At 59.6% G+C, this 21,194-nt stretch carries 19 protein-coding genes; 6 read left to right on the plus strand and 13 right to left on the minus strand.

Going from position 1 to position 21,194, the window contains the following annotated elements; all coding sequences use genetic code 11:
• Positions 1–3 precede the first annotated feature (3 nt).
• Genes phnK through phnN form a run of 3 tightly spaced genes read left to right on the plus strand, consistent with a single transcriptional unit; the run spans position 4 to position 2,006 of the window.
• The gene (phnK, locus tag GOW48_RS10630) at positions 4–774 is read left to right on the plus strand and encodes a phosphonate C-P lyase system protein PhnK (protein WP_170753571.1); all 771 of its coding nucleotides are present in this window, start codon (positions 4–6) and stop codon (positions 772–774) included.
• Between the two features lie 3 nt (positions 775–777).
• The gene (phnL, locus tag GOW48_RS10635) at positions 778–1,461 is read left to right on the plus strand and encodes a phosphonate C-P lyase system protein PhnL (RefSeq protein ID WP_170753573.1); all 684 of its coding nucleotides are present in this window, start codon (positions 778–780) and stop codon (positions 1,459–1,461) included.
• Positions 1,458–2,006, plus strand: coding sequence for a phosphonate metabolism protein/1,5-bisphosphokinase (PRPP-forming) PhnN (gene phnN, locus GOW48_RS10640; protein ID WP_170753575.1), 549 nt, complete (start codon positions 1,458–1,460; stop codon positions 2,004–2,006). The genes phnL and phnN overlap by 4 nt, the downstream gene beginning before the upstream one ends.
• Here phnN and GOW48_RS10645 read toward each other — a convergent pair.
• Positions 1,988–2,671 (minus strand): DUF1045 domain-containing protein, encoded by a 684-nt coding sequence (locus GOW48_RS10645; RefSeq protein ID WP_170753577.1) that lies wholly within the window; start codon positions 2,669–2,671, stop codon positions 1,988–1,990. The two genes, phnN and GOW48_RS10645, sit on opposite strands and share 19 nt — an antisense overlap.
• Positions 2,672–2,723: 52 nt before the next feature.
• On the opposite strand from GOW48_RS10645, the gene GOW48_RS10650 reads away from it, so the two are divergent.
• A complete protein-coding gene (locus tag GOW48_RS10650) occupies positions 2,724–3,863 on the plus strand; it encodes an alpha-D-ribose 1-methylphosphonate 5-triphosphate diphosphatase (protein WP_170753578.1) in 1,140 nt (379 codons plus the stop codon).
• Positions 3,864–3,910: 47 nt separating this feature from the next.
• On the opposite strand, the gene GOW48_RS10655 is transcribed toward GOW48_RS10650, so the two are convergent.
• Genes GOW48_RS10655 through GOW48_RS10685 form a run of 7 tightly spaced genes read right to left on the minus strand, consistent with a single transcriptional unit; the run spans position 3,911 to position 10,399 of the window.
• Positions 3,911–4,387, minus strand: coding sequence for a class I SAM-dependent methyltransferase (locus GOW48_RS10655; protein WP_170753580.1), 477 nt, complete (start codon positions 4,385–4,387; stop codon positions 3,911–3,913).
• Positions 4,384–5,148, minus strand: coding sequence for a polysaccharide deacetylase family protein (locus tag GOW48_RS10660; protein WP_170753582.1), 765 nt, complete (start codon positions 5,146–5,148; stop codon positions 4,384–4,386). The genes GOW48_RS10655 and GOW48_RS10660 overlap by 4 nt, the downstream gene beginning before the upstream one ends.
• Positions 5,145–6,287, minus strand: coding sequence for a glycosyltransferase family protein (locus GOW48_RS10665; RefSeq protein WP_170753584.1), 1,143 nt, complete (start codon positions 6,285–6,287; stop codon positions 5,145–5,147). The genes GOW48_RS10660 and GOW48_RS10665 overlap by 4 nt, the downstream gene beginning before the upstream one ends.
• Positions 6,284–6,868, minus strand: coding sequence for a histidine phosphatase family protein (locus GOW48_RS10670; RefSeq protein WP_170753586.1), 585 nt, complete (start codon positions 6,866–6,868; stop codon positions 6,284–6,286). Before GOW48_RS10670 ends, GOW48_RS10665 begins: the two co-directional genes overlap by 4 nt.
• A complete protein-coding gene (locus tag GOW48_RS10675) occupies positions 6,865–7,941 on the minus strand; it encodes a glycosyltransferase family 4 protein (RefSeq protein WP_170753588.1) in 1,077 nt (358 codons plus the stop codon). The genes GOW48_RS10670 and GOW48_RS10675 overlap by 4 nt, the downstream gene beginning before the upstream one ends.
• Positions 7,941–9,188 carry a glycosyltransferase gene (locus tag GOW48_RS10680; protein WP_170354818.1) on the minus strand — a complete coding sequence of 416 codons (1,248 nt, stop codon included), beginning with the start codon at positions 9,186–9,188 and terminating at the stop codon, positions 7,941–7,943. Before GOW48_RS10680 ends, GOW48_RS10675 begins: the two co-directional genes overlap by 1 nt.
• The gene (locus tag GOW48_RS10685; protein ID WP_170354819.1) at positions 9,185–10,399 is read right to left on the minus strand and encodes a glycosyltransferase family protein; all 1,215 of its coding nucleotides are present in this window, start codon (positions 10,397–10,399) and stop codon (positions 9,185–9,187) included. Before GOW48_RS10685 ends, GOW48_RS10680 begins: the two co-directional genes overlap by 4 nt.
• A gap of 368 nt (positions 10,400–10,767) precedes the next feature.
• Between GOW48_RS10685 and GOW48_RS10690 the strand changes: the two genes are divergently transcribed.
• Positions 10,768–13,143, plus strand: a complete 2,376-nt coding sequence (locus GOW48_RS10690; RefSeq protein WP_170753590.1) for a mechanosensitive ion channel domain-containing protein — start codon at positions 10,768–10,770, stop codon at positions 13,141–13,143.
• Between the two features lie 88 nt (positions 13,144–13,231).
• Here GOW48_RS10690 and GOW48_RS10695 read toward each other — a convergent pair whose 3' ends face one another.
• The 5 genes from GOW48_RS10695 to GOW48_RS10715 are packed head-to-tail and all read right to left on the minus strand — an operon-like array spanning position 13,232 to position 20,452.
• Positions 13,232–14,587, minus strand: coding sequence for a CoA transferase (locus GOW48_RS10695; protein WP_170753592.1), 1,356 nt, complete (start codon positions 14,585–14,587; stop codon positions 13,232–13,234).
• The gene (locus tag GOW48_RS10700; RefSeq protein ID WP_170354822.1) at positions 14,584–15,738 is read right to left on the minus strand and encodes an ABC transporter permease; all 1,155 of its coding nucleotides are present in this window, start codon (positions 15,736–15,738) and stop codon (positions 14,584–14,586) included. Before GOW48_RS10700 ends, GOW48_RS10695 begins: the two co-directional genes overlap by 4 nt.
• Complete coding sequence (locus GOW48_RS10705; protein WP_170753594.1) at positions 15,735–16,763, minus strand: ABC transporter permease; 1,029 nt, start codon at positions 16,761–16,763, stop codon at positions 15,735–15,737. The genes GOW48_RS10700 and GOW48_RS10705 overlap by 4 nt, the downstream gene beginning before the upstream one ends.
• Before the next feature lie 13 nt (positions 16,764–16,776).
• On the minus strand, positions 16,777–18,687 hold the full coding sequence (locus tag GOW48_RS10710) for an ABC transporter substrate-binding protein (protein ID WP_170753596.1): 1,911 nt from the start codon (positions 18,685–18,687) through the stop codon (positions 16,777–16,779).
• Entirely contained in the window at positions 18,680–20,452 is a 1,773-nt protein-coding gene (locus GOW48_RS10715; RefSeq protein WP_170354825.1) for an ABC transporter ATP-binding protein, read from the minus strand. The genes GOW48_RS10710 and GOW48_RS10715 overlap by 8 nt, the downstream gene beginning before the upstream one ends.
• A 200-nt stretch (positions 20,453–20,652) precedes the next feature.
• Here GOW48_RS10715 and GOW48_RS10720 point away from each other — a divergent pair, with 200 nt between their 5' ends.
• A complete protein-coding gene (locus GOW48_RS10720; protein ID WP_170753598.1) occupies positions 20,653–21,183 on the plus strand; it encodes a class I SAM-dependent methyltransferase in 531 nt (176 codons plus the stop codon).
• Positions 21,184–21,194: the final 11 nt, after the last annotated feature.

Here is a 21,194-nt window from a genome sequence, read left to right on the forward strand (position 1 = left end):
CCCATGACCCCGCTGTTAAGCGTTCAGAATATCCGCAAAACCTATGGCACCCGGATCGGCTGTACCGGCGTCAGCTTTGATCTCTATCCCGGTGAGGTTATGGGGATCGTCGGTGAAAGCGGCTCGGGCAAGTCGACGTTGCTGAATTGTCTGGCCGGTCATCTGGAACCGGACGGGGGACGGGTTGTTTTCGACACACGAACCGACGGGCCAGTGGATACGGTGACCATGTCCGAACCCGAACGCCGGATGCTGGGCCGCACCGATTGGGCCTTTGTCCATCAGCACGCCCGCGACGGGCTGCGCATGTCGGTCAGCGCGGGCGGCAATATTGGCGAGCGTCTGATGGCCGTGGGCGACCGTCACTATGGTGACATCCGCGACAAGGCTATCGACTGGCTGGGCCGGGTCGAGATCGAAGCGAACCGCGTCGATGACCGCCCCACCGCCTTTTCCGGTGGGATGCAGCAGCGGTTGCAGATCGCGCGCAATCTGGTGACCGGGCCTCGGCTGGTTTTCATGGATGAACCGACGGGCGGGCTGGATGTTTCGGTTCAGGCGCGTCTGCTGGATTTGCTGCGCGGGTTGGTGCGCGAGATGGGGTTGAGCGCCATCATCGTCACGCATGATCTGGCCGTGGTGCGCCTGCTGGCGGATCGGCTGATGGTGATGAAAGACGGTCACGTGGCCGAATCCGGCCTTACCGATCAGGTGCTGGACGATCCGCAACATGCGTACACGCAGTTGCTGGTCTCAAGCGTGTTGCAGGTGTGAGAGATGATTGAACTGAACAACGTCAGCAAAAGCTTTACCCTGCACAATCAGGGCAGCGCGGTGATCCCTGTGATGGAGGGCGCGACACTCAGCGTGGCGCCCGGGGAATGCGTGGCTTTGACCGGAGCGTCCGGGGCGGGCAAATCCACCCTGATGCGGGTGATCTACGGCAACTATCTGGCCGCCTCGGGGCAAGTCATGGTGGGCGGCGTGGATGTGGCGCAGGCTGAACCGCGCGAGATTCTGGCCCTGCGGCGGGACACTCTGGGCTATGTCAGCCAGTTCCTGCGGGTGGTGCCGCGCGTGCCGACGCTTGAGGTGGTGGCCGAGCCTCTGCTGGCCGTCGGATGCGACCGTCAGGCGGCGCTCGACAAGGCGGCAGGGCTACTGGCCCGGCTGAACATTCCTGAGCGCCTCTGGACGCTCAGCCCCACGACCTTTTCGGGCGGCGAGCAGCAGCGCGTGAACATCGCGCGGGGCTTTGCGCACGACTATCCGACGATGCTGCTGGATGAGCCCACCGCCTCGCTTGACGTGCAGAACCGTGAAACCGTGCTGAACCTGATCGAAGAAGCGAAGGCGCGCGGTGCGGCGATCATCGGCATTTTCCACGATGTCGGCGCGCGTGAACGGGTGTGCGACCGTGAGATCAACGTCTCGGATTTCACACCGGGGATGGCCGCATGACCCTTGCACCGGTCATTGCGGTCGTCGGACCCTCGGGCGTTGGCAAGGACAGCGTGATCGAGGCGCTAGAGGCGCGCTCCGCACGTATTCACCGGATGCGCCGGGTGATCACCCGCCCCGAGGGCGAGGACGGCGAAGATTTCGACCGGGTCTCCGAAGGCACATTTCAGCAGATGGTGGATGAGGATGCCTTTGCCCTGCACTGGCCGGCCCATGGGTTGCTGTATGGCGTGCCCCAAAGCATCCAGCAGCTGCGGGGGCAGGCGGATGCAGTTTTGGTGAACCTGTCCCGATCCGTGCTTTTGCGCGCGCAAGAGGTATTTGGCGATCTGGTCGTGATCTCGCTGACCGCCGACCCACAGGTGTTGGCGCAGCGCTTGTCGGCGCGTGGGCGCGAAAGTGCGACGGATCAGGCACGGCGGCTTGAACGCGCGCAGACTACGCTGCCCGATGGATTGCGCCGGGTGGTGCAGATCGACAATTCCGGTCCGCTGGACCAGACGGTCAACACCATCCTGACCAAGCTTCAGCCGGAAAGGGCATAGCGATGGATCAGGTGAAACCGCCCGTCCGCGGCCTCGCCCATCAGCGCCAGATCCGTGATGTGGAACGGTGCGGGCAGCAGGGGTGCAAGCCGCGTGTCCAGCGCATCCTGAACGGTGGCCAGCGTGGGTTTGTCCAACTTGCCGCTGAGGGTGATGTGAAAGCGGAACGAGTCCATCACGTAAGGGTATCCCCATTGCACCAGATTGACCTCATGCGCGGGCGACAGTCCGGTGCCACGACGACGCTGCAATTCGGCGTCGGATGCGGGCGCACGGAAGGGATCCAGATCGCGCACGCAGGCAGCCGCCAGCGCGTTCAGCGCCGCCTCGTCGCCTGTGGGGCGCAGGGCCAGAAACCGACCCAGTCGCGCGGTCTCAAGTCCATCCAATTTGACCGGGGCTTGCGCAGCGGCCAATTGCGCGCAAGCCTCGCGCAGCGCCTCAACCGTCTGCCCATTGCGCAGTCGGAACGGAGGCTTCATCGTCGCGTGCAGCCCGTATTTGCGCGGCACTTGCGTGACGGCGGCCACATCCACGCCGGGGATATCGGGGTGCGCGACCGCAGCGCCGGCCTCTATGTCCCAGCCCAGCCAGCTTGTGCCAAACCGGGTCCACTCGGCCCCGGCGGGTGGCGCAAAATAGATCGCGTATCGCGTGAATGTCACATTGGCCTCCTATGCGTGGCCTACCCAATAGCTCAGACCGTGTGAAGTTCAGATGACAGAAGAAATGATCCTTGCCAATGCCACGCTGGTTCTGCCCGATGAAACGGTTACAGGTAGCATCCGCATCACCGGCGAAACCATTGCCGAGATCGCCACGGGCAGCACCGTGCCGCCCGGCGCGGTGGATTGCGGCGGCGACTATGTCTGCCCCGGTCTGGTCGAGCTGCACACTGACAATCTGGAACGCCATATTCAGCCGCGCCCCAAAGTCGACTGGCCTCACGCGGCGGCGATTCTGGCGCACGATGCAGAACTGGCCAGCACCGGCATTACCACCGTATTCGATGCGATGCGCATCGGTTCGATCCCGTCGGGCAACCGATACAAGAAATACGCCCGCGAGCTGTCGCGCGAACTGTGGGAACTGCGCGAACAGGATGCGCTGAAGATCAGCCATTTTTTACACCTGCGGGCCGAGGTCTGCTCGGAAACCCTCGTGGCCGAGCTGGACGAGTTCGGCCCCGAGGATCGCGTCGGTCTGGTGTCGCTGATGGATCACACGCCCGGCCAGCGGCAATTCCGCGACATGACCCAGCTTGAGGCCTATATGAAGGGCAAGCATGGCATGAACGATGATGACTTCCTGCAGCACGTGGCACAACTGAAGGCGTTGCGCGACCGGTTTGGCGATCAGCACGAGGTTGAGACGGTCAAGGCCGCCAAACGGTTCGGGGCGATGCTGGCCAGCCACGATGACACGACGCAGGATCAGGTGGCCGTTTCGGCGGGGCATGGCATCACGCTGGCCGAATTCCCCACCACGGTTGAGGCCGCCCGGGCCTGCCACGATCACGGAATCAAGGTTATGATGGGGGCGCCCAATGTGATCCGGGGCGGGTCTCATTCCGGCAATGTCGCGGCGCAGGAACTGGCTGATTTGGGCCATCTGGATATTTTGTCGTCAGACTACGTGCCCGCCGCGCTGCTGCTGTCGGCAACCCGCCTGGGAGATATGTGGGGCAATATGGCGCGTGGCCTGCGCACCGTCACCCAGACGCCGGCTCAAGTGGTCGGTCTGGGCGACCGGGGCGAGCTGCGTTCGAGCACCCGCGCCGATGTTATCCGCTTTCGTATCCGCGAAGGCGCACCGGCGCTGAACGGTGTGTGGTCGCGCGGGCGGCGTGTCGCCTGATAGGGCGCGTCAGGTCAGCCTGATAGGGCGCGTTAAATCACTACCAATTAGGCACGGTAGAAAAGATATCGGTCCGGGGCAATGGTTTCCGGCCCTGCAAACTGATCAAAACCAACCAGTGGCTGACCCGATATCAATAGCCCTCCGGGCAGCATGACCTGCGCGATCAGCGGGCTGAGGCGGGCTGCCTCGGCCACATCGTCTTCCTTGATGCCACGCCCGAAATCATAATGTGCCAACGCAATCTTGGGGCCGCCTTGCGCCAGCTTTTCCAACATCGGCTCGGCCTCGCCTTGCAGGAAATCCTCGGCCGGCGGAGTGCTGGAGGGATGGCATTGTAGCACCCGGTCCATCACCCAGATGCGCCGGTCGGGCAGGATCTCGCGCAGGTGGTCATAGGTGCGGCCATTGCCCAGGCCCATATCCAGAACATCTCCGGGGTGATCCGCGATCTGTTCTACGGCCCAGTTCAACCCATCGCGTTGGGCGGTCAGGCGGCGCAGCATTGAATCCAGTCGGCTCATTCGGGTCTCCGTATTTCGTTGGTCGCGACCCAGGGGACGCCGGGTCCATCCAGAAGAAGGTGCAAAAGGTCGTGGGTAAAGGCCCAGATCGCGTCATCATGCACGAGGTGGTGGGTCAGAATGCCGAAGGGTTCGGAATTATCGCTGCGGCCTTCTCGTCGATCTCGCAATAACGCGGTTGCCGTGTCAATCAGACGCTCGGGCGGCACAAGCCCTCGTGTGCCGTGCCAATCAATCGGATCAAGATGCGTGTTGACCTGTTGCAGCCCGGGCGCGGCGGTGGGCGTGGCCCGAGGCGTGGCCGTGGACAAAATGCGATAGCCCAGTGCAGGCAGTTCCGCGACGACCTCGGGCGCGATACGGTTCCAGGGCGGCACGAACATAGGCGCCAAACGGTCGCCGTACAGCTCTTGCAGCCGGTCCAACCCCTGCCGTGCGTCGCCAATGATCGTTGGCATCGACCGGTGCATCCGAAACTCGGATTTCTTTTCCTGCTTGGGCGCGTGATTCAGATGCGCCCATCCATGGACGACGGGGATCAGGGTGCTGCTGTCGACCCGGGCGACAAGGCTTGTGTCGCAGGTCTTTGGAATGACAGCCAGGTGAACTGGTACCCCAAGTGTATCCGACAGGGCGATCAGTCGGTCAAGCTGCGGCGTTGCGGAGATAGCATCATCGTCACGCCACCATAGGGGCAAAGACAGTCTGTGCTGTTCCCACACGGCCAATTCGTCCTGCAGTGGGCGCCAGTTGGGTATCATATACGGCCCTCCAACAGCGTCTTCGCGATCTCGACGGTTTTGGCAGCTCCGTCAAACCCACGGTCGGGAACGGTACGTTCAGGGCCCGATGTCGCACTTTCTATCGCCCGAGCCAGCAGTTCTGCATCTAGCATCTGGCTTGGGATGACTTCGATGGCTGGAAGGGCGGCCAGTGTTCGCGCGCGCAGCGTCTGCTCAACTTCGCTGCCGTCGTCGAAAGGGACGAACACGGACGGAGCTCCGGTCTGCAGAATATCCAGGGCGGTGTTGTATCCGCACATGCTGACCGATGCGGCTGCGATTGGCAGCATTTGCCGAAAATCGGGCCTTACCGGTTCCAACGCAACCGACGCATCCTTGACCAAAGGCGTCAGCTGCTTGATGCGCGCTTGGGCATCCTGGCCTCCGACCAGCAGGCGCCAGCGCCTGTTGGGCATCTTTCGGGCAGCCTCGATGGCTGTCTGAAAGATCGGCTGTCCAACCGACCCTCCGCCTGCACTGACAAGGATTTCACCTTCACCGGTGCGCTGTGGGTGTGCGGTCGGCGCGTCAGGCGCAACGAACCCGGTATAGTGCAACCGCTTCTGAAGTTGCTCGGAAACCGGCCAGCTGACCTCAAGCGGGATGACTGTTTGATCCGAATGCACAAGGACACCGTCGTAGTGTTCGGATATGATCTGATCTGTCCGTTCAGCCTTGGAGGGCTTCGAGGGCGGCGCAAGAATGTCTCGGACCGATCCCAAGATGACAGGAGGCCGGGGCAACGCACGGGCCGCGTCCAAGGCGGCGGTGAACTCGGCCGACAACGACCTGCGCCCGAACGGGTACAACTCGGTGATCAGTACGTCCGGTGAGAAGCTTCTGACAGCTTCGGTCAGGGCAACACTACGAGCGGACATGTAATCCGCATCTGCCACCTCACCTGATTGCGTCAGAAGGCGCGTAAAATTGGTACCGTCTGAACGCAGTGGGGGCAGCCCCAGCAAAGACATCCCAGAACTGTCCAGTTGGGGCGCAGGCATGCCACCAGATACTTTCAGAACTTCGTGCCCCGCTTGCACAAAAGCGCGTCCAAGGGTCAAGGCGCGACTTAAATGTCCGGTGCCCAGCAGGTGGGTGACCACGATCATCACTTTCATGCGACGGGCTCCGAGCGGATCAGGCGCACGGGCTCAGGCCACGCGCGCAGAGGTTGTGTTTCAACGATATACAGTCTGTTGCGCTTGATTTTAAAGGGGGGCGGCCCGTCGAAATTCCAATCCCATGCACTTGCCAGAATGACCCGCATGATGCCTATGTGACAGACGGCCACCGTATCGGCCTGCAAGCCGTCAAGCCAGGGGCGCACGCGGTGCCAAAGCTCGGTGGGGCTTTCTCCGCCGGGTGGGCGAAACTGCCAGCTCCAATCCTCGATGTGGCGATAACCGCTGTTGGGGTCCGCGATCAGGTCGACCCCGCGCAACCCTTCCCATTCGCCCCAGTTCATCTCAGTCAAAGCGTCGTGGGTGTCTGGGGTGCGCCCAGAGACCAGACGCGCTGTTTCAACTGCGCGTTGCAGCGGGCTGGACCAGAGCTCGGCTTTATCCCAAGGTTCGGGCAGGGCATAACCCGCAAGATCCTGACGGGCATCATCGTCCAACGGAATATCACTGCGTCCCTGAATCCGGCCTGCGCGGTTCCAAGGTGTATGACCATGGCGGAGCAGCGCAAGTCTCGTCATCCCCGACCCTCGATCAAGGGGCGGACAGCTTTCCAAAAAGTCTCGGTTGCGTTCGGTAAAAGGTGACGGGCAGCGACGTAGGCGCGCGCCTCGGTTCCGGTTTTCAGGCGCTGCGTGTGGTCACGCAGCAGGCTTTGTAAATGTGCCGCTAGCCCTGCTGGCCCTGTCTCGGTCGTGGGGTAGGTCGAGGGTAACAATACATCCCGCACGCCGGGTCTATCCTGCGCAACAACTGGAATACCGCTGGCCTGCGCCTCAAGGTAGATCATCCCATACGCCTCATTCACGCCGGGCCACAGCAGCACCGACGCGGTGTCATAGCACATCTGAACGGCAGCACGGTCAAGTTGCCCCAGAAAGCGCACTTTGGACCCGAACCGGGCCATCATGGCCTCAACTTCGGGTCTGGCGGGCCCATCGCCGACAATGTTCAAAGCCCATTGGCCTTTCAGATGCGCCAATGTTTGGGCCAGTATGTCGTAAGAAGCCAGCTTGTCGCCGTGGCGCATCATTGCGACCGTCAACATCGGCCCGTCACATGAAGAGGCCTCTGGCAAGTCTTCTGCGGGCAGAAACGGGGGCAGCTCGATCAGTTTCTGCGAGCCGAACCTTTCGCGCTCTAGGGTAATCAGGTCGTTCGCGGTGTGGTAAAAGATCACGTCGGCCGCGTCACAAGCATTGTGTGCGGCTTTGGCGAAACCCGCCCAAGGGCCGGTCAAGCGGCTGGTCGCGCGCGTGCTTTCCAACTGAACATAGGGAATTCCTCGGGCGGAGCTGACACGTGGACCCAGCAAATCGGGGGCCTTGTAATAGTTGTGGTAGGTCACCCAAAGCGCGGTGTTTGTGGGCAATTCTGTTACAAGACGCTCTGCTTCGCGTTCCGCGGCTTCGTGCAGCTGCGTCTGAACCCGCGTGTCCCCGGTTTTGTCGTAAAGGCGAAGGGACGAGGCCAGCTCGACCGTATCACCCTGCGCGGCGATTGCGGTCATCAAGTTCCGGGCCATTTCCCTATCGCCGGACGGCACCGGGCTGTCCGGGGATTTCATCGGAGCGTAGAACGCAACCCGCGCCATCAGCCCCTGTCCGCCCCCAGAGCGGTCAGACGTTTGGACAAAAGTGCGATTCCGGGGTCCATACGGAAGTCAGCGATCAACCTGTCATAGGCCGCTTTCGCCATGTTTTCAGTTGATCCAGGGTCGGCTGCCATGCTGGAAATGGCCGCCGCCAGCGCGGTGGGGTCATCACTGGACAGCACACCGTGGGTTCCTGTTTCGATGAATTCGGGAATGGCCGAGACCGGGGTCGACAGGATCGGCAGCCGCTGAGACGCAGCCTCCATCAGCACATTGGGCAACCCGTCGCGATCTCCGTCCGTGGCAATGCGGCTGGGCAGCACAAACAGGTCCGCCTCGCGCATGGCGGCAATCACCTCGGGTTGGTCGCACGCGCCTTTCCAAGACAGGCGGTCCGCGACCCCTAAATCTTGTGCGAGGGTGCGTAGCGCGTCTCCCAAAGCGCCGCCGCCGATATGGGTCCAGTTCCAGTCCAGGGTTGTGGGCAACAAGGCACAAGCGTGGAGCAGGCGGTCAAAGCCCTTTTTCTCGACCAGACGCCCTACGGAGAGCATGTGGAAGGGTGCATCGGGCGCGCGTGGGTTACGTTTCGGAGGAGACGGAAAACGGCTCAGGTCCAACCCGTGATAGATCAGATCAATGCGCGCGGGGTCATCGGCAAGGCTGCGCAGATGGTCTGCGCCAACGGCGGTGCATGTGGCGCCAAAAGATGCACCATGCGTTTCAGCGTGCAGTTTCTCGGCCTTTTCCCATTCGGGCGAGGTCCAGATGTCTTTGGCATGGGCGGAAAAGCTCCACGGTAGTCCCCGCATGATGGCGGCATAGCGTGCGACCGAAGACGGGGTATGCATAAAATGCGCATACAGGACACGCGTATCCTGCGGCAGTTCGGCGGCCAGAACGCACGCCTGCCCAAAGCGTCGGATGCGGTTATGTGTGGGGTCGCGGCGCAGATCAGCGCGCCAGATTCGGTATGCTTCGCCATAGCCGGGCATGGCGCGTGCAACAGCGCGGGCGGCCCAAACGCGCTGGGGTTCCTGATACAGGTATTCGGGCAGGTAATGGACCTGCCCTGTGAACCTTTCATGCAGGGGATGACGTTTGACGTCAGTAGGATGGCGAAGCGACCAGATGTCAAACCGGTGGCCCGCATCCTGCAATGCTACCAATTCTTGCGCGATAAACGTTTCCGACAGGCGCGGCCATCCTTTGACCAGCACCGCTAGTTTCGGTTGTGTAAGGCTCATCCGGTGGCCCGTTCCTGCTCTCCGGTCAGCAAAGCGTGTACTCGACTTGTGACATAGTCCAGACCGTCCAGCAGCCCATCGCAGATGACCTCGGATGGAAGGGACTGATTGGGCAATGCTCGGATGGCATTGATCATCGCATCGGTCGTCAACCCATCGCGGCTTTCGTCGAGCATTCGAACAAGGCCCAGTTCTTCGGCGCGCGAGGCCCGGATCCATTGTTCCAGCCGGGGCGTGGTGCGGGGCACGATCACGGCACGCTTGTCAAATGACAGCACCTCGCAAAACGTGTTGTAGCCGCCCATACAAACCACACCCGCCGCACCGGCAAACAGGGTTTCGATCTGGGATTCAAATCCGACGGCCGTTACGCGACCGTTCAGGGCTGCGACGCGCGTTTCAAACTCTTCTCGCAGTTCTCCTGACAGGAAGGGGCCGTAAACCAGAACAGCTCGAGGCGAAAGCGTCGGGTCGTGCTCGTAGGCGGACAACACAAGGTTTACCATCGCCTTGCCATCGCCACCGCCGCCGGGCGTGATCAGGATGTAAGGCTGCTCGGGCGGTTCTGCGACCGGTCCCAGATCGCGGCGCAAATATCCGGTCCAGTGCATACGCGCTTGGGTGGCAGGGCTAAGAGGCAACCCCTGTGTTGGATCATAGATCGACCGCAACCCATAGACCCAAATCTCATCATAATAGGTCTCGGTGGCATCCAGGGCTTCTTTTCGGTCCCATTCAGCGGCCAGCACTTCGGGCTCGTCTAACACGTCACGCAAGCCCAGGACGATCTGGGTTCGTTTGGTTTTCAAAAGGCAGTCCAGCGTTGGCAAAAGTTCCCCGCGAAATCCGGTGGGTTCTTTGTCAACGATCAGAACATCAGGATCGAATTGTTGAACGGCAGTTTGGATAAGGCTCGAGCGCAACTCCGTCACGTCTTCAATCCCCATCCCCATCGTCTGCGAGGCATAAGACCCGTCGGCGCGCTTGGTAACCCCCGGCAGGCGTACGTGGTCGACGCGACGGGGAAAGGTGAAGCGGCCTGCAACTGGAGACCCGGTTAAGATCAACGCCGAAGCCGAAGGATCAGCCTGAGTTATTGCAGCTGCCAAAGCACGGGATCTGCGCAAATGCCCCAATCCGAACGTATCATGGCTGTAGAACAGGATGCGAGGCGCACGGCCGGTTTTGTCGTTTTGTTTTCCTAGGCTCATTCTTTCGCCCGTCTTAGTGTCTGAGTGCAACTCCGCGCGCTTGCACGTCTATCGTATTTGTTTTTCGGCTGCTTGTAAAAAACGCTGCTTTGACCTGCCGAAACCGACAAACATGGCGATTTGGCTACATGTTGTAGATCCTTTCTGTGGTTCGCCGTGTTTTCCACCAATAGATACAACCATCTAAGCCGTGCAACGCACCGCGCTCCTCATATTCAGTTTTTGTCAGATTGGAAACACTCGACACGTGCCCATTGTACCGCGCACCCAGTAAAAAACCGTTCCCGAAAACAAGCGGTTGATGATTTGAACACGCAAATGTGCTTTTGTATTGTGCGTTGCAAATGTCGAACTGGATAGAATCCCCTATGAAACCAAGATTTGGTGCCATCCTTGCCCTGTTGATCTGGGCGACCACTTTGGTGTTTGCAGTCGGGGCCTCAGCGCAGACCTCGCTTATACCCGGTTATACAACGAACTCTGATACTGCGGCATCTACGACCGAAGAGGGCGACCTGGCTACTGCTATCCGGTCGGCCACCGAGGCCGGAGCCAGTGTCATCGTTATCGACAGTGCGGGCAAAGTCGTGTCTTCGGGTCAACAAACAGTATCGGCTGACGGTGCGGGCCCTTCAGACCCGATGTCTGATGGCTCTCAACTTATGAAAGCGCAGGAGAGGTTCTCTAAGTTCCGCGAGTCGATGCAATCCCGGCTCGAGGCGCTTCCCTATTCGATCTTCGAGGTCAAATACGTCCTGCGTCAGACCAGCCCCGATGGTCGGATACAGACCTATGTCGAGGTGCTGTTCTGGAACATCCTGTTCCTGCTGCTGGGGCGTTGGCTCTCAACCGAGATTTACGGCAAGCGCATTGCCAAAGGGATTGTCGTCGCGCGGTCCAAGGAAAACCCGCAAGGTTATCGCGAAAAAATGCCGTTTCTGGTGTTCCGCTTCCTTATGGGGATAGGGGGCACGATCTTTGCCATGCTGATGGCCCTAATCGTCGGGTTCCTGTTCTTTGGCGAGGCTGAGGACATCTCGATCCAGTTTACGGTAACCGCGATTTTCGCGGCCTTCTTCCTGTCGCGCACGGTCTCTGATCTTTGGCGCATGGTATTGTCACCTTATCTCAGCCAGTACCGGCTGCCGCCCTTTTCCGACCGGGACGCCAAGCGGCTTTATATCTGGGCATCGGCGATCGCGACTTACGACATTTCGGTCGTGATGTTTTCGACATGGGTTGCGGATTTCGGGTTGAACTACAACGTCTATGCCATGGTCTATGGCGGTCTGACTATGCTGGGCGCGTTTGGCAATGTTCTGATGATCCTGTTCAACGGCCGCGCAATTTCCAATGCCATCCGGGGCGGGCGAGCCAAAGAACAAGTGTCATGGATACTGCGCTTTATCTCTTTGGCGTGGGCGCCAGTTTTGATCCTGTATATCGTTTTCAGCTGGTTCAAACTGGCCGTCGATCTGGTGCTGGAGAATGAAAACTCGATCCCTATCGTAGCCAGCAGCTATGCCATCTTCATGTCGGTCGTGATTGCTTATGGCGCAATGAACTATCTGCTCGAACGGTATTTTGACCGAAACCGTCAGATAGAAGAAATGAACGCCGAGGGTGAGATCGGCCCAGTGGAAGAGGTTATAGAGACCCCTCTGGCCGAAAAACGTGCGCATTCGATCGTGACCTATGAAGATCTGGCCCGTCGTGTCGCGGGTATCCTGGCCTTTGTGGTGGGCCTTTATGCGCTGGTTGTCATCTGGAACCCGGATGCCAGCTGGAGCGAGGAGCTGCCCATCGAACGGTTCCTGGATGTGATGGTCATCATGTTCATCGGCTATATCCTGTTCCATTTCTTCCGCATCTGGATCGATACGAAGATCGCAGAAGAGATTGACGATGGCGGTGCCGAGGCCGAGTTGGGTGATGAAGGAGGTGAAGGTGGGCAGAGCCGCCTTGCCACTTTGCTACCCCTGTTCCGGGGGGCCATTTTGGCTGTGGTCGTTGTCACCATTGTCCTGATCGCACTGATGGAGCTGGGCATAAATGTCAGCCCGCTATTTGCTGGCGCGGGTGTCGTTGGTCTGGCCGTGGGGTTCGGCTCTCAGACCCTTGTGCGGGATATCTTTTCGGGGGCATTCTTCCTGATGGATGATGCGTTTCGCAAAGGGGAATATATCGACATTGGCGACGTGAAAGGCACGGTCGAAAAGATTTCGGTCAGGTCGTTCCAGTTGCGCCACCACTTGGGTGCGCTGAACACCATTCCGTTTGGCGAGATCAAAGTGCTGACGAACTATTCTCGTGACTGGGTGATTATGAAGCTGCCCTTGCGGGTGACTTATGACACTGACGTCGAGAAGGTGCGTAAGCTGATCAAGAAGCTGGGTCAACAATTGCTGAGCGACCCTGTGATCGGCGACAATTTCATCCAGCCGCTCAAGTCTCAGGGTGTGATCGAGATGCAGGATTCAGCGATGATCATCCGCGTAAAGTTCATGACCAAGCCTGGCGATCAGTGGCTGGTACGCAAGAAGGTTTATCAGGAAATTCGCGAACTGTTCGCGCGCGAAGGTATCCGGTTTGCGCACCGCGAAGTGACAGTGCGCTTGGCCGATGAAAAAGCTACCGAAGATCTGACGCCGAAACAGCGCGAGGCAGTAACAGGCGCTGTGCAGGCCGCGATTGACGAGGACTATCTGGACGATATCGGCCCCGGTGGAGGGGATGACAGGTAGGATGCGCTCCCGTCCCTTTTCGGCACGTCTCTGACGAGACGCACCCAAAAGCGTTGGGCCGGGCCGCGCGTTCCGCGCGGCGGTTGCGCTATGGCTTAAGCGAAGGCCAGATGGGATCAGACGTTCCCAGTTTGGAGGCAGGCCGGGACCAGATCATATCCGTGCCACCCACGCGAAGGGCTGGTTTGAGGCGATGGCCGACACCCCAGTCGGATTTCTCAGGGGCCGGCGCATAATCGGTTGGGTTGGCGCGAGTGATTTCATTTGAGGTTTCGGCTTTACCCAACACGGCCAGCAACTCGGCCGTTCGGGCCAGAGACAGTCGCGCCTGCATGATCGAATTGCCCAAGGCTGCCTCGGACAACGCCGACAGCGCTGCGGCCGCCATCAAATACCCAGTCGCGTGATCCAACGCCTGAACCGGCAGCGGCGTTGGTTTATCTGCTTTGGCCCAGCTTCGCCCGGCATCCGCGATGCCCGCGCTCATCTGCACAAGGCTGTCAAAACCGCGCCGATTGGACCAAGGTCCCTGCCAGCCATAGGCATTCAGGGTGACTTCGATGCGGTTGGGCGCAAGCTCGTCCCGTTTTGCTTGTGTCAGTCCCAGGGCATCCAGGGCACCGGGGCGATAACCGTGCACCAACACATCCGCCCGAGAGAGAAGGTCTTGCACGGCTTCAAGGCCGGCGGGTGTTTTCATATCCAGATAGGCGCAACGCTTGCCCAGCGAAACATCGGGGATCACGCCGGGTTCGTCCCAGCCAGGGGGGTCGATGCGTAGAACTTCGGCGCCAAACCCCGCCAGCGTGCGCGTCGCAATCGGGCCTGCAAGTACGCGGGTCATGTCCAGAACGCGTAACCCTGCCAACGGACGTTCGGCTGTCGCTTGCGGTCGGTCGCGTAACGTAACTTGACGCGGATTGTGCCAGCCGATCAACGGATCGCGGGAGACAGCCCGGCCCTGTGGATGTTCCAGCCATTCCGAGCGGCTGCGCATTGCGGCTGTTGCTCCTCCCTCGGCCACTATGGCTGCTTCTAAATCGACGGTAGACCATGTTCTGACTGCTTGGGCCACGGCATCCCTGTCAGGCTTGACCTTGAGAACTTTCAGGGCGGCCTGCCGATGGGCGGGCAGGTTCGTATGCAACCTGATCCAACCGTTGGATGCCTGATAGTCTCCGGCGATGGCGTCCCAGAGGCTGGGCATTTCCCACCCTTCCGGTTTGAACGAGAAACCGTACCACAGCGAGGCCAAACGGTGATCAACCGTTAATTCGGGCGCGTCGCTGACAAGGTTCAGCGACTTCATCAATCGGATGAGTTCCTGACCGACGGCCGCAAAGCTCGCGGTTGCCAGCTCGGACACGGCAAAAGCGCTGGGCCGCGCCCCGCTGCCGGTCACGCGGTAGCTGTCGGAAGCGGGAAGCGCAGAGAGCAGGGTCATTGTTGATAGGGGTCCAGACTGTCACGCAGCCCGTCGCCAAGGAAGTTGAAGGCCAGAACCACCACGATGATTGGTAGCATCGGAATTGCTGTCCACGGGTAGATCTCGATCGAAGCGAGGTTCTGGGCATCGTTCAACATTACGCCCCAACTGACGGCTGGAGCCCGCAAACCAAGTCCAAGGAAGGACAGTGCTGTTTCCCCAAGGATCATTGCAGGTATCGACAGCGTGGCCGAGGCGATCAGATGGGACATGAAGTTCGGCAGCAGGTGCTTGCGGATCACGCGGCCCGAACTTGCGCCCATCATCTCGGCAGCGCGGACGTATTCTTCTTCGCGCAGCGACAGGAACTTGGCGCGCACGGATCGCGCAAGGCCAGGCCAGTCTAATATCCCGAGGATGATCGAGATGATGAAGAACACAGCCACGGGGCTCCAGTTCGAGGGCACCGCCGCAGACAAGGCCAGCCACAACGGCAGTTCGGGCAGTGACCGTAGAATCTCGATGACGCGGTTGATGACCCAGTCGATCTTGCCGCCGAAATAGCCCGCCATCGACCCGAACAAGATGCCCAGGAAGAACGACACCGAGATACCGATCAGACCCACCGTCAGCGACAGTTGCGCGCCATAGAGAATGCGGCTGAAGACATCCCGACCCAGACGGTCGGACCCCCACAGGAACAGCGTTGCACCTTCGGGCGCACAGAACAAATGTGTGTCCGACTTGATCAGCCCCGCCAGCTTGTATTCGGCCCCTTCACAGAAGAACTGGAGCGGGCGCGGATCGCTGGTGTCGGTCACGGCTTTCCACTGGAAGGTCTCAAGGTCGGCCTCGATCACCGTCGGGTAGACAAACGGACCGACGAATTCGCCTTCGTGGAACCAGTTGACGCTTTGGGGCGGGGCATAAAGATGCTCGTCATTGCGTTCATTTGCACCATAGGGGGCAATGAACCCAGCAAAGGGCAGCATCAGGTAGCACAGCAGCAGGAAGATGCCCGAAATCAGGCCCAGTTTGTGGGTGCGGAATTTGCGCCAGACCAGCAGCCAGTTGGGGGCGTCCAGATCGGCGCGCTCAAGTTGTTGCAGGGCGGCGTCTGGATCGAAGGGGGCATCGTCGACATAACGATCGTCAGAGCGTTTGGTCATGCTTCACGCCCCTCATACCGAATTCGCGGGTCCAGCATGACCAGCAAGATGTCTGAGATCATGGTCCCAATCAGCGTCAGCAGGGCCACAAACATCAGGATAAAGGCCGACAGGAACTGATCCTGCGTCTTGAGCGCCGTCAGCAGGGTCGGGCCAATGGTTTGCAAACCCAGCACCACCGAGACCAGGACCGACCCCGACACCATAGAGGGAAGCAGGTTGCCGATATCGGCCACAAACGGGTTGAAGGCCACGCGCAGGGGATACTTGGTCAACATCCGCGACGGAGCCATACCCTTCGCGATGGCGGTTTCCACATAGGGTTTGCCCAGCTCGTCCAGCATGTTCGCGCGTAGCCGCTGCATCATCGCGGACGCGCCCGAGGTGCCGATCACGAAGGTTGGAACAATCAGGTGGATCAGGATGGACTTCAGCTTGTCCCAGCTCATCGGCTGCCCCTCGTAGATCGGATCCATCAAACCCCCGATGGGTAGGTTGAAATATTGGTGACCGTAGTAGAACAAGATCAACGCCAGCAGAAAATTTGGCGTGGCCAGACCCAGATACCCTACGAAAGCCGAGGTATAGTCGATCCAGGTCCGTGACCGCGCCGCCGCGAGCACGCCCAGCGGCAGGGCGACGGCATAAACAAACAGGATCGCGGCAAGGTTCACCACAACGGTCAGCCACAGGGTGTCGCCCACGATCTCGGCTACGGGACGATCGAACTCGAAGGACCAGCCATAGTTGCCTTGTATCAGGCCTTCAAACCCATGTGGCCCGGGCCAGAACCCCATCCAGATCAGGTATTGTTCCCACATCGGACGGTCCAGAGCGTATTCTGTGCGTAGAAATTCCGCCTTGGCTACACCTGCAGACTGACCCGATGCCTGAAGCTCTGCGATCTGGTTGCTGAGGTAATCTCCGGGCGGCAGGTTGATGATCACGAAGATCAGCACTGACACCACAAGCAGCGTCAGCAGCATCGTGAAAAAGCGATACACCACGTAGCGCAGCATTACCATTTAGCTGCTCCTGTCAGTCGGCGAAGAAGAACTCGTCGGGTCGGTGAATGCCAAAATGCGCGCCGGGTTCCCATGCCCACATTGCCTGTTCGGGTACGTTGCGCAGACGGTTCGATACTACGACGGGTTGTGGGGCACCATTCAGGATACCAATCGCATAAAGCTGGTCAGCGTGGATCTTCAGCATCTCGGTCCACACGGCTTTGCGCTCATCATCTGTGGTCGCGATTTCCCAGTCATGAGCCAGTTCCATCAGCCGTGCGGCTTCAGGCATATCAGGGGCTTCCCCTACATCACCACCGGTTTGATAATATTGACCCCATTTCGGCCAAGCCAGAAACACCTGATCCGTTGGGGCCAGATAGGCAGGTGATGTGTGGGCTTGCGGAATGCCGTCATCCCAGCCGAACCAGACCGAGGCCATGGTGTTGCCCGCAAATACTCGGTTGCGCAGGATGTCGCGGTCCAGCGGGCGCATTACTAGATCAACACCAATCTCACGCCACGTATCTGTCACGATCTGCAGGGCATTCTCGACCTCCTGACGCTCGCCTGCGGTTTCGATGATCAGCTCCATCGGGCGACCGTCAGGCAGCAGGCGAACACCGTTCTTGTCGCGTTTGTTCAGCCCGGCTTCATCCAGCAATGCGTTGGCCTTGTCGATATCATACTGCGCCCAGGCCTTGGCGTTTTCTTCGTTGTAGAAAGGAGAGGCCGGCAGGACCGACATCGCGCCCGGCTGTGCCAGTTTGAAATATAGCGCCTGATTTATCGTCTTGCGGTCGATGGCCAGCGAAAGCGCGCGCCGTACGCGCACGTCACGCAGTACATCACGCCAGCCTTCATCGGAATAGTTCAAGTTGGGATAAATCGCGATCTGGGACGCAACACCAGTTTTCCAAAGCAGTGTCTTGTAGTCCCCGCCGGCTTCACCTTTTTTCAGGATCGACGCATCCCGGAACGCCAGCCCGCGACCTTGAAGATCGGTCTCGCCTGCGTTGGTTTTTGCGGCAACCAGACCGGGTGCCACGATCTCCATCTCGACCACGTCGATATAGGGCAGTTGGACGCCCTTGCTGTCGATACGGTGGTAGTAAGGATTGCGCACGAAATTGTGCCGGATTTTTTTACCTGAGCTGGCGTTCAGCCAGGGTTGCAGCGTCGGCAACTCGTGATTGTCGAACTTATAGAGGTTGTCGAGTTTGTTGTGCAGTGCAGCCCAGCTTTTGACGCGGGCGTCTTCAACCTGAAAGGCCAGCTCCTCTGCATCTGCGAACTTCTCGTGGTATTGTTTCAAAAACTCAGATGGGCGGTAGATAAACGGCGGGCGGGCCTGAGCAAGCGACTGCAGGAAATCCGGGTTTGGGTCTTCCCATTCAAAAACAACGGTCGTTTCATCCGGGAAGGTGACGGTCGGTGTCTTGCCTTCGACGATCAGAAAATCCGGTGGTCCCGACGGGCTGAGCAATTCATTGTTTGCCACGTCCTCCCACCAATACCGGAAATCCTCGGATGTGAAGGGGGATCCATCCGACCATTTGTGGCCTTCGCGTAGGTTCAGAGTGAATTTCCGGTTGTCTTCGGTTTCAAAGGATTCCAGCAGATCGGGCACGATTTCGTAGTTCTCATCAAACCCTACCAGCCGGGCGTAGCCATAGACGACCATCTGCCGGATGTCCTTCGAACGGGTAACCATGGTTCGCAAGGTTCCTCCCGGAGTGCCGAATTCGCGCCCCTTGGCGTTCAGATCGACGATCAGTGGTTCGGCGGGTAGGCGTTCTTGCACAGGGGGGAGGTTTCCGGCAGCCACTTCGGCTTGCCAGAAAGCGCTTTCCTGCGGGGTGGTTGTCTCGGCCACGACGGGCGGAAACCAAAACGCAGACAGGGCGGCTGCCAGGATCAGGGGGCGAGGGGTCTTAAACATGGCATCGTACCTTATGGCCGGGCTCCATCTCTACCAACGAAGGTATCACGGAGTCCGTAAATCGGAAGGCGTCTTCCCAACTGTCGGGGGAACCGGCGCCCAAAGCAACCAAATTCAGGTCAATGGGCCGGTTGATGTCGGGTTCCGGTTGAGCGGCAATCAGCGCCTTTGTGTAGGGGTGGTGCGGGTTGTAGAACAGGGTCTCGGGCGGCGCTTGTTCCACCACAAGACCCCGGCGCATCACCGCGACTTCGTCGGCAATGCGGGCCACGACAGCAAGGTCGTGAGAAATAAAGAAGTAAGACAGGTTCAGGCTGTCCTGCAGGTTTTCCAGCAAGGTCAGGATCTGCTCTTGCACAGAAACGTCCAATGCCGAGGTCGGCTCGTCGCAGACAATCAGCTGTGGGTCCAGCATCATTGCCCGTGCGATCGACAGACGCTGTCTCTGGCCGCCCGAGAACGCATGCGGGTAGCGCTTTAGCATGTCGGCGTTCAAACCGACGCGTTTCAACATGTCTGCCGCTTTGTCACGTTGTTCAGCTGGTGAGCCGATATTGTGAATCTCAAGCGGCTCGGTCATGGCGTCCTGAATGCGCATGCGCGGGCTGAGTGAGCTGTAAGGGTCCTGAAACACCATCTGAGCCTTGCGCTGAAACGCGGTGCGCTGGGCGCGGGTCATTTTATGGACCGTGATCGGATCGGCGTCGGGCGCGGTGCGAAACAGCACCTCGCCGCCCGGATCGGGGGGCTCGGCCCCTAGTGCAATACGGGCTGCGGTGGTTTTGCCCGATCCGCTTTCACCGACGATGGCCAGTGTCTTGCCGCGCGCCAGATTCAGATCGACGCCCCGACACGCGTAGATCATTCGATCGCCCTGCCAACCCTTGCTGGAGCGCATCGTATAGGTTTTGGACACATCCTTCATTTGCAGGATGAGGTCCTCATGGGGCATGGGCAGCCCTACTGCGTCCTTTTCAGGAATCGCGGGCGCGGCATTGAACAATTGCTGCGTGTAAGGATGCGCTGGCGCGGTCAGAATTGGCGCAGCAGCGCCGGCCTCCATGACGCGGCCTTTGTGCATGACGACCACTTGTTCGGCCATGTTCGCCACCACGCCCAGATCGTGTGTCACAAGGATAAGCGCCATGCCCGTCTCGCGCTGCAGCTCCTTGATTAGCCCCAGCACCTGCGCCTGAGTGGTCACGTCCAACGCGGTGGTCGGCTCATCCGCGATCAGCAGCTCTGGCTTGGCGACCATCGCCATCGCGATCATCGCGCGTTGCCGCATCCCGCCGGACAGCTCGAACGGATAAGAATCATAGGCGCGCTGCGGATCGGGGAACCCAACGCGTTCGAATTGGGTCAGAACCTCTTTACGGGCTTGCGCCTCAGATGCGCCGCGATGCAACCACAGAACTTCGCTGACCTGATTGCCGATCTTGTGCAGCGGCGACAGCGACCGCATCGGTTCCTGAAAGATCATCGAGACCCGATTGCCGCGAATGTCGCGCATCTGGCGCTCGCTGATCGCGGTCAGGTTTTCCATGCCTTTGGAATCATTCAGAGTAATGGTCCCGCTGCGAATTTGCGCCGTGCGTGGGAGGATCCGAAGTGCTGCGCGGCACGAGATGGTTTTGCCAGAGCCGGACTCGCCCACCAGTGCCAAAGTCTGCCCGGCCTCGACGTCAAAACTGACACCTTGAACAACGGCCTCACCAGCACCGAACCCGATGCTAAGATCCCTGACAGACAACAACGCAGTCATGCGGGTTTTCCACCCGTTCGGCCGTCACTCGGCATAGGCTTGATCAACTCCCCGTGTTTTTTGACGCAGTTTCGCGCGGTTGCCCCTGTTTAGTCAAACCCGTTCTTGTGTTGAAATGTCGCGGAAATATGAAACTGCGGCGAAATTGCCTACACAAACCCTTGATGATTTGTCATCACAGGCGGTGTCGTTGCCTTGTTATGCGTCGGCAACTATCAAGGAGAGATTTCCCAGTGTCCGATCCCCAAAGTCGTCTTGATCTGTTTATCGACCGTATGGTCTCGCAAAGGGCTTGTCTGGACTTTGCCATTGACCAGACCCAGGACATGCCGGGACCGGTGTTCGAATTGGGGCTGGGCAATGGTCGCACCTATCATCACATGGTGCAGTATGTGCGGAACCGACCGGTCTATGTGTTCGAACGCGCGGTCGCGTCACACCCGGACTCGACACCTCCGGACGATCTGGTGATTCTGGGGGATGTCCGCGAGACGTTGCCGGCATCGCTGGACCGTTTTGGCGCAACCGCCAGCCTGATTCATGCTGACCTTGGCGGGCATAACCGCGAAAAGAACGACGCTTTCGCGCGGTTTGTATCCCCTCTGATCGAGCCGTTGCTGGCCGAGGGCGGACTGATGGTGTCTAGCGACCGCATGTATTTTGACGGATTGACCGAGTTGCCTTTACCCGACGGGGCCGTCGCGGGGCGCTGTTTCGTCTATCGCCGCTGAAGGGGATGCCA

This window comes from Ruegeria lacuscaerulensis (assembly GCF_013033355.1).
GTDB lineage: Bacteria > Pseudomonadota > Alphaproteobacteria > Rhodobacterales > Rhodobacteraceae > Ruegeria > Ruegeria lacuscaerulensis_A.

Coding starts and splice junctions, on each gene's coding strand:
- phnK (WP_170753571.1), top strand. CDS start 4: ATGACCCCGCTGTTAAGCGTTCAGAATATCCGCAAAACCTATGGCACC.
- phnL (WP_170753573.1), top strand. CDS start 778: ATGATTGAACTGAACAACGTCAGCAAAAGCTTTACCCTGCACAATCAG.
- phnN (WP_170753575.1), top strand. CDS start 1,458: ATGACCCTTGCACCGGTCATTGCGGTCGTCGGACCCTCGGGCGTTGGC.
- GOW48_RS10650 (WP_170753578.1), top strand. CDS start 2,724: ATGACAGAAGAAATGATCCTTGCCAATGCCACGCTGGTTCTGCCCGAT.
- GOW48_RS10655 (WP_170753580.1), bottom strand. CDS start 4,387: ATGAGCCGACTGGATTCAATGCTGCGCCGCCTGACCGCCCAACGCGAT.
- GOW48_RS10660 (WP_170753582.1), bottom strand. CDS start 5,148: ATGATACCCAACTGGCGCCCACTGCAGGACGAATTGGCCGTGTGGGAA.
- GOW48_RS10665 (WP_170753584.1), bottom strand. CDS start 6,287: ATGAAAGTGATGATCGTGGTCACCCACCTGCTGGGCACCGGACATTTA.
- GOW48_RS10670 (WP_170753586.1), bottom strand. CDS start 6,868: ATGACGAGACTTGCGCTGCTCCGCCATGGTCATACACCTTGGAACCGC.
- GOW48_RS10675 (WP_170753588.1), bottom strand. CDS start 7,941: ATGGCGCGGGTTGCGTTCTACGCTCCGATGAAATCCCCGGACAGCCCG.
- GOW48_RS10680 (WP_170354818.1), bottom strand. CDS start 9,188: ATGAGCCTTACACAACCGAAACTAGCGGTGCTGGTCAAAGGATGGCCG.
- GOW48_RS10685 (WP_170354819.1), bottom strand. CDS start 10,399: ATGAGCCTAGGAAAACAAAACGACAAAACCGGCCGTGCGCCTCGCATC.
- GOW48_RS10690 (WP_170753590.1), top strand. CDS start 10,768: ATGAAACCAAGATTTGGTGCCATCCTTGCCCTGTTGATCTGGGCGACC.
- GOW48_RS10695 (WP_170753592.1), bottom strand. CDS start 14,587: ATGACCCTGCTCTCTGCGCTTCCCGCTTCCGACAGCTACCGCGTGACC.
- GOW48_RS10700 (WP_170354822.1), bottom strand. CDS start 15,738: ATGACCAAACGCTCTGACGATCGTTATGTCGACGATGCCCCCTTCGAT.
- GOW48_RS10705 (WP_170753594.1), bottom strand. CDS start 16,763: ATGGTAATGCTGCGCTACGTGGTGTATCGCTTTTTCACGATGCTGCTG.
- GOW48_RS10710 (WP_170753596.1), bottom strand. CDS start 18,687: ATGTTTAAGACCCCTCGCCCCCTGATCCTGGCAGCCGCCCTGTCTGCG.
- GOW48_RS10715 (WP_170354825.1), bottom strand. CDS start 20,452: ATGACTGCGTTGTTGTCTGTCAGGGATCTTAGCATCGGGTTCGGTGCT.
- GOW48_RS10720 (WP_170753598.1), top strand. CDS start 20,653: ATGCGTCGGCAACTATCAAGGAGAGATTTCCCAGTGTCCGATCCCCAA.